The sequence below is a fragment of the Agromyces binzhouensis genome (assembly GCF_004135055.1).
In the GTDB taxonomy this organism is placed as follows: domain Bacteria; phylum Actinomycetota; class Actinomycetes; order Actinomycetales; family Microbacteriaceae; genus Agromyces; species Agromyces binzhouensis.
In genome coordinates, this window is sequence record NZ_SDPL01000165.1 from 1 (window position 1) to 6,515 (window position 6,515).

The window sequence follows — 6,515 nt, forward strand, 5'->3', positions numbered from 1 at the left end:
GATCGGCCGCGTCGGCGCGCGCCTCGTCGCGGCGGACCAGCAGCGCGCGGCGGTCGACGCCGTCCTCGAGCGCGTCGAGACCTGGCTGGTCGCGCACCCCGAGTCGTTCGGCACGATGGTGTCGAGCCGGCTGCCGAAGTGGGTGCCCGGGTTCGTCGGCGGCCTTGTCGACGACCGGGCGTACCGCGAGGTGCTCGCGTTCGCGCGGACCGTGCGCGACGAGCCGCGGCATCCGCTGCGCCTCGCGATCGACGGGTGGCTCGCCGACGTCGCCGACGACCTGCAGCACGACCCCGCGATGATCGAGCGCGTCGAGCGCCTGAAGCTCGACCTCGTCGAGAGCCCGCGGCTGCGCGAGTTCGCCGGCGAGGTGTGGGACTCGGTCAAGGTCTCGCTCGCCGCGTCGCTCGAGGACCCCGGGAGCGAGCTGCGCGCCGGCCTGCGCTCGGCGCTCGTCGAGGTCGGGACGCGCCTGGCCGCCGACGACGAGCTCGCCGCGAAGGTCGACGTGTGGGTGACGGATGCCGCGGCCTACGTGGTCGGCAGGTACCGCCACGAGATCGCGGGCGTGATCACCGAGACCGTCGAGCGGTGGGACCCGACCGAGACGACCGAGAAGATCGAGCTGCAGGTCGGACGCGACCTGCAGTACATCCGGATCAACGGCACGGTCGTGGGTGCGCTCGCCGGCCTCGCGATCCACTCGATCGCGACCGCGATCGGCGCGCTCGCCTGACGTCCGAGCCCGCGGTGAGGGGGTGTCGCGCGAACGCTGCGGAGGGCAGGATGGGGGCATGCACGAGCGAGCAGGAACCCCGGCGACCGAATCCGACCTGATCGACGTGGAGGCCCTGCTCAGGGCCTACTACGACCTGCATCCGGATGTCTCGATCCCCGAGCAACGCGTGGTGTTCGGCACCTCGGGCCACCGCGGCTCCTCGCTGAACACCGCGTTCAACGAGGACCACATCCTCGCGATCACCCAGGCGATCGTCGAGTACCGCGCGAGCCAGGGCATCACCGGGCCGCTCTTCATCGGCGCCGACACGCACGCGCTGAGCGGTCCCGCCCAGACGACCGCGCTCGACGTGCTCGTCGCCAACGGCGTGCGCGTGCTCGCCGACGAGTACGACGACTACGTGCCGACGCCGGCCCTCAGCCACGCGATCCTCAGCTGGAACAACGACCCGGAGCGGCGCGCCGAGGGCGAGGCCGACGGCATCGTGATCACGCCGAGCCACAACCCGCCGCAGGACGGCGGGTTCAAGTACAACCCGCCGCACGGCGGCCCGGCCGACTCCGACGCCACGGGCTGGATCGCGAACCGGGCGAACGAGCTCATCGCCGACGAGCTGCGCGGCGTGAACCAGGCCGAGCCGAGCGCGGTGGAGACCTACGACTTCCGCGGCCGGTACGTCGCGGACCTGGCGAGCATCATCGACTTCGACGCGATCAGGGCGAGCGGCATCCGCATCGGCGCCGACCCGCTCGGCGGGGCGTCGGTCGGCTACTGGGGCGCGATCCGCGACGAGTACGGCATCGACCTCACCGTCGTGAACGAGAAGGTCGACACGCGCTGGGCGTTCATGACCCTCGACTGGGACGGCAAGATCCGGATGGACCCGTCGAGCCCGAACGCCATGGCGTCGGTGCTCGCGAACCGCGAGGGGTACGACATCCTCACCGGCAACGACGCCGACGCCGACCGGCACGGCATCGTCACGCCCGACGGCGGCCTGATGAACCCGAACCACTACCTCGCGGTCGCGATCGAGTACCTGTACACGCACCGGCCCGACTGGCCGGCGGATGCCGCGATCGGCAAGACCCTCGTCTCGAGCTCGATGATCGACCGGGTCGCCGAATCGCTCGGGCGCCGCCTCTGGGAGGTCCCGGTCGGCTTCAAGTGGTTCGTCCCCGGACTCATCGACGGCTCGGTGGCGTTCGGCGGCGAGGAGAGCGCGGGCGCCTCGTTCCTCCGCAAGGACGGCACGGTGTGGACCACCGACAAGGACGGCATCCTGCTGTGCCTGCTCGCCTCGGAGATCCGCGCGGTGACCGGCAAGAGCCCGTCGCAGCTCTACGCCGAGCTCGTCGAGCGGTTCGGCGACCCGGCGTACGAGCGAACGGATGCCGCGGCATCCGCTGCCCAGAAGTCGGCCCTCGGCAAGCTCGACGGCGACGCCATCACGGCGACCGAGCTCGCGGGCGAGCCGATCACGGCGAAGCTCTCCCACGCACCGGGCAACGGGGCCGCCGTCGGCGGCGTGAAGGTCGCGACCGAGAACGCGTGGTTCGCGGCCAGGCCGAGCGGCACGGAGGACGTCTACAAGATCTACGCCGAGTCGTTCAGCGGTCCCGAGCACCTCGCCGAGGTGCAGGCCGAGGCGAAGCGGATCGTCGACGCGGCGCTCGGGTCGGCGTAGGCGGGCGGGCGCCCGCGCAAGCGCACCGCCGCGTCCCTGTCAAGCCGGGGCGTGGCCGGTGTCCCGTGCCTAGCATGGCGTCGTGACCAACCTCGTCGTGATCCCGTGGCGGCCGGCGCCCTCGCGGATCCCCGCATTCGACCGCGTCCTCGCGTGGTACCGCGCCGAGCTGCCGGAGTTCCGGATCGAGACGATCGACAGCGACGACGACGTGTTCGTGCTGGCTCGCACGCGCAACCTGGCCGTCGCCCGACTCGCCGATCCCGACGACGTCGTCGTCATCAACGACGCCGACACCCTGCCCGAGGCGGGCCCGCTGCGCGAGGCGGTCGCTGCGGCCCGTGCGAGCGGCCGCGTGCACCTGCCGTACACGACGTACCGCTGGCTCGGCCCCGAGGGCACGGCCGAGCTCGAGGCGGGCGCGCACCCCGCCGACTGCTCGCACGTGCTCGTCCGCGGAGCGTGCTCAGGGGTCTACGTCACGACGGCGAGGACGTGGGCGGCGCACGGCGGCCAGGACGAACGGTTCCGCGGGTGGGGGTTCGAGGACTCCGCGTGGCGCATCGCCCACGAGACCGTCATCGGCGCGGAGCCGCACCGGCACGAGGGCGCCGTCTACGCCCTCTCGCACGAACCCGAGGTGCGCGCCGGCGAGCTGTACGACCGCAACGCCGCCCTGATGGAGCGCTACCGCGACGCCGAGGGCGACGTCGACGCGATGGCGGCGCTCATCGCCGAGGGTCACGCCGTGAGGGCGTCGAACGCCACCTCTGGCCCGGGCCTCGCGGCCTGATCCGCCGCGACCGCGTCGAGTCGTCCCCGAGCGTCCACGGGCAGGTCCAGCACGCGACGAAGCGCGTCCGCGATGTCCTGCGCACTCGCCGCGTTCGGATCCAGGACGACCCCGAACCCCACCGCCTCGATGGCGGCGGCGCCGGCGAACTGGTCGGTCGAGAAGGGCAGCACGACCAACGGCACCCCCGAGCCGATCGCCTCGGTGACGGAGTTGTTCCCGCCGTGCGTGACGGCCGCGGCGGCGGCGCCCAGCAGCCGGACCTGCGGCAGGTAGCCGCGCACGAGCCAGTCCCGCGGCAGGTCGCCGAGTTCCGCCGCGTCGGTCGAACCGGTCGCGACCGCGGCCGTCGCCCCGATCTCGCGCAGGGCGCCGACGACACGCGCCAGGACATCGCCACGGACCGAGAGGAAGCTCCCGAAGCTCACGTAGACGAACGGCCGGCGCTGCGCGAGCCAGGCCTCGACCTCGGCGTCCTCCGCCTCGGCCCGTCGCGCCGACCCGAGGAACCGGTGAGGCGGGAGGAGCCGGCGCCGCTCGTCGTCGACCAGCTCGGACGGGTAGTTGTACAGCACGAGCGGGCCGTGCTCGGCGAAGGCGTCCTCGACCGGACGATGTCCGGGGTCGAGGACGCCGGCGGCTCGGTTCCACTCGGCGGTGAACCGCTCCGAGACCGTCCGGCACAGGCGCTCCAGCGCCTCGAGCGCGCTCGGGTCGGGGTCGAACGCCGACGGCCAAGCGGGCGGCACGCCGTACACCTCGCGTCCGACGGGCAGGGCGCTCGGATGGCCCAGCACGACCTCGCCGTGGGCGGTGCCCTCGCTCTGCAGGCCGAGCCGTGCGCTGAACGCGAGGTGGTCGACGAGGACCTGGTCCGGGGCGAGGTCCTGCACGATCCGCGCGGTCTCCGCGGCCCGCCCGACGGGATCCCACATGAGGTCGGTCAGCCGCTCCTCCGCCTGGTAGCGGAGCGTCGCCAGCGCTCCCTCCGCGGTGGCGCGGAAGAAGCCGCGCAGGGAGGCGCCCTCGTCCGGCGGCTGCTCGCCCGCCGCGATGACCCCGGGGTTCGAACCGCGACCCAGCCGGAGGTCGCGACGCTCGAACCCGAACGCGTCGACGATGCCGGCCGTCGCCGGTCCCGTCGCCACCACGACGCGTTCGCCGCGGTCGCGCCACGCCGTCGCGAGCGTGGCGAGCGGGAGCAGGTGGGACGCGTAGTCCGGGCTGACGACGAGGAGCGTCATCGGACGCGGTCCGCGGGTTCGAGCAGGCCGGCCTCGTCACGCGCGACCGTCCGGTACACGCCGCCGAGGACCCGGGCCATCCGCTGCACCGTGAAGCGCTCGCGCACCACCGCACGCGAGCGCTCTGCGCGGTCGTCGCCCTGCTCGGCCTGCGACGCCGTCAGGGCCTCGGCGAGCGCGGACGACAGCCGGTCGACGTCCCACGTGGCTGTCAGGATGCCGGTCCGGCCGTGGTCGACGTACGTCGCCGGGCCGCCGCCGTCCGGGGCGACGACGAACAGCCCGGCGGCCATCGCCTCGAGGAGCGCGATGCCGAACTCCTCCTTGAGGCTGGCGCAGGCGTACACCCCGCCGGGTGCGATCGCCCCGGGCACGCCGAGCCGAGCGGCGGCGGACCATCGCGCGACGACGTCGTTGGGGCGGTGGCCCGGCAGGAGGAGTCCGCGCCGTGCGCGCTCCGCTGCGGGCACGAGGGATTCGATCCGATCGAGCTGCTCGCGCTCGTCGTCCGAGGGCGCGGCGAGATCCCCTCCGACGATGAGGAGGTTCGCACGCGATGCGATCGGCGATGCCGCCCAGGCCTCGACGAGCGCGGCCATGCCCTTCACGCGGTGGAGGCGCCCCACGCTCAGGATCAGCGGTCGGCCCCGGCGGTCGGCGTCGAGCCCCCCGACGAGCCGCCGCAGTTCGTCGATGGCGGGTCCGGGTTCCGCACCCCGGCGATGCGCGTCCACCTCGTCGAGGGCTCGATCGATCGACTCCGTGTCGACGCCCTCCGGCACGATCGTCCGGTGCGACGGGTCGGCGGCGGGATCGACTCCGACGAGTCGTCGCAGGTCCTCCTCGAGCCGCGGCCGGGGGAAGAGCACGGTGTGCGCCGCGTTCGCCGCCAGGCGGTGGACGAGCCGCGTGCGGAACCAGAAGTGCTCGACGAGGTCGACCCGGCCGAAGTCGCTGCGTCCGATCCGCCCGGCGCGGTCCAGGGAGTCGATCACCGCGTGCGGGTCGGGCGCGAGCGTGAAGACGACCGGCAGGCCGAGTTCCCGGGCGACATCCGCCGCGGCGAGGCTGCCGACGTCCGCCATCCGCAGGTGCAGGACGTCGGCTCCGCCCGCGGCGCGCAGGATCCGCCGGATGCCGCGTCGCGTCGCGACGCGCAGCGGCCAGGCCCGGGCGGACGGCACGGGGTCGCTCAGGAGCGGGATGCGCCCGTACTCGTGGCCGCGCTCCGACGCCTCCACCGCCACGAGGTCGGCGAGCGCCGCGGCGACCGACCCGCGGGAGAGCGTGATCACCCGGTCCACGGGCGACTCGGGGTCCCTGACGAGGGCGTCGCCGAGCCGGACGAGCAGGGTCGCGATCCCGCCGTTGTCGCCGGCGCCCGCCGACCGCAGTCCCGGGTCGATGTCCGCGTGGAGGAACAGCTGCGCCACGGTCAGGCTCGCACCGTCGCGGCGGCGCATCGGGCCCGTCGCGGCCAGGTCGGCGAGCGCGAGCCCGGCGACGGCTCCGAGGTACCCGTCGGCGCCCGCGATCGCCTCGAGCGTCGAGACGACCGTGCCGGGGTCGTCCCGTTGGCCCAGCGCCGCGATCGCGGCGACGCGGACCGGCTCCGGCTCGTCCGGATCGGCGGCGAGTCGCACGAGCGGGGCGGTCGCGAGGGGATCGCGGACGAGTCCGAGGGTCTCGACGAGCCGTGCTCGCGCCTCCGCCTCCCCGATGCCGAGCAGGCCGCCCTCGACGCCGGCGACCAGCGGTGCCGGCGCGAAGCCGGACCACTGCTCGAGCGATCGCTGGGCGAGCATGCCCGCGAATCCTCCGCGCACGACCATCCCCAGGAGGCCGCCCACGGCCTCGTGCCGCGGCAGGCCCGATCCCAGGGCCCATGCGGCGTGCTCCCGCAGGAACTCCCGGTCGTCGCCGAGCAGGCCGACCAGCACTCGCGAGGCCTCGTCGTCGAGCATGCCGGCGAGCGCGTGCGTGGCGGCGATCGCGGCGAGCTCGTCGCCGCCGCTCGCGACCCGCTCGAGCAGCCGGATGGTGCGGGCGCCG

The 6,515-nt window shown here is 74.1% G+C and carries 5 protein-coding genes; 3 read left to right on the plus strand and 2 right to left on the minus strand.

From position 1 onward, the window contains the following. The 3 genes from ESO86_RS09500 to ESO86_RS09510 form a co-directional block, all read left to right on the plus strand. Positions 1-736, plus strand: a 736-nt coding sequence (locus ESO86_RS09500; RefSeq protein ID WP_165307588.1) for a DUF445 domain-containing protein, incomplete at its 5' end; no start/stop codon positions are given. A gap of 58 nt (positions 737-794) precedes the next feature. Then, complete coding sequence (pgm, locus tag ESO86_RS09505) at positions 795-2,426, plus strand: phosphoglucomutase (alpha-D-glucose-1,6-bisphosphate-dependent) (RefSeq protein WP_129234681.1); 1,632 nt, start codon at positions 795-797, stop codon at positions 2,424-2,426. Between the two features lie 82 nt (positions 2,427-2,508). Beyond that, a complete protein-coding gene (locus tag ESO86_RS09510; RefSeq protein ID WP_129234682.1) occupies positions 2,509-3,219 on the plus strand; it encodes a hypothetical protein in 711 nt (236 codons plus the stop codon). Here ESO86_RS09510 and ESO86_RS09515 read toward each other — a convergent pair. Together ESO86_RS09515 and ESO86_RS09520 are read right to left on the minus strand one after the other, a co-directional pair. After that, positions 3,168-4,463 (minus strand): nucleotide disphospho-sugar-binding domain-containing protein, encoded by a 1,296-nt coding sequence (locus ESO86_RS09515; RefSeq protein WP_129234683.1) that lies wholly within the window; start codon positions 4,461-4,463, stop codon positions 3,168-3,170. The genes ESO86_RS09510 and ESO86_RS09515 overlap by 52 nt on opposite strands. Then, positions 4,460-6,515: glycosyltransferase (locus ESO86_RS09520; protein ID WP_129234684.1), on the minus strand; the 2,056-nt coding region annotated here is incomplete at its 5' end. The genes ESO86_RS09520 and ESO86_RS09515, both read right to left, overlap by 4 nt.

What these genes read in the sequence shown, in the direction of transcription:
- pgm (WP_129234681.1), top strand. Translation starts at nt 795, where the DNA reads ATGCACGAGCGAGCAGGAACCCCGGCGACCGAATCCGACCTGATCGAC.
- ESO86_RS09515 (WP_129234683.1), bottom strand. Translation starts at nt 4,463, where the DNA reads ATGACGCTCCTCGTCGTCAGCCCGGACTACGCGTCCCACCTGCTCCCG.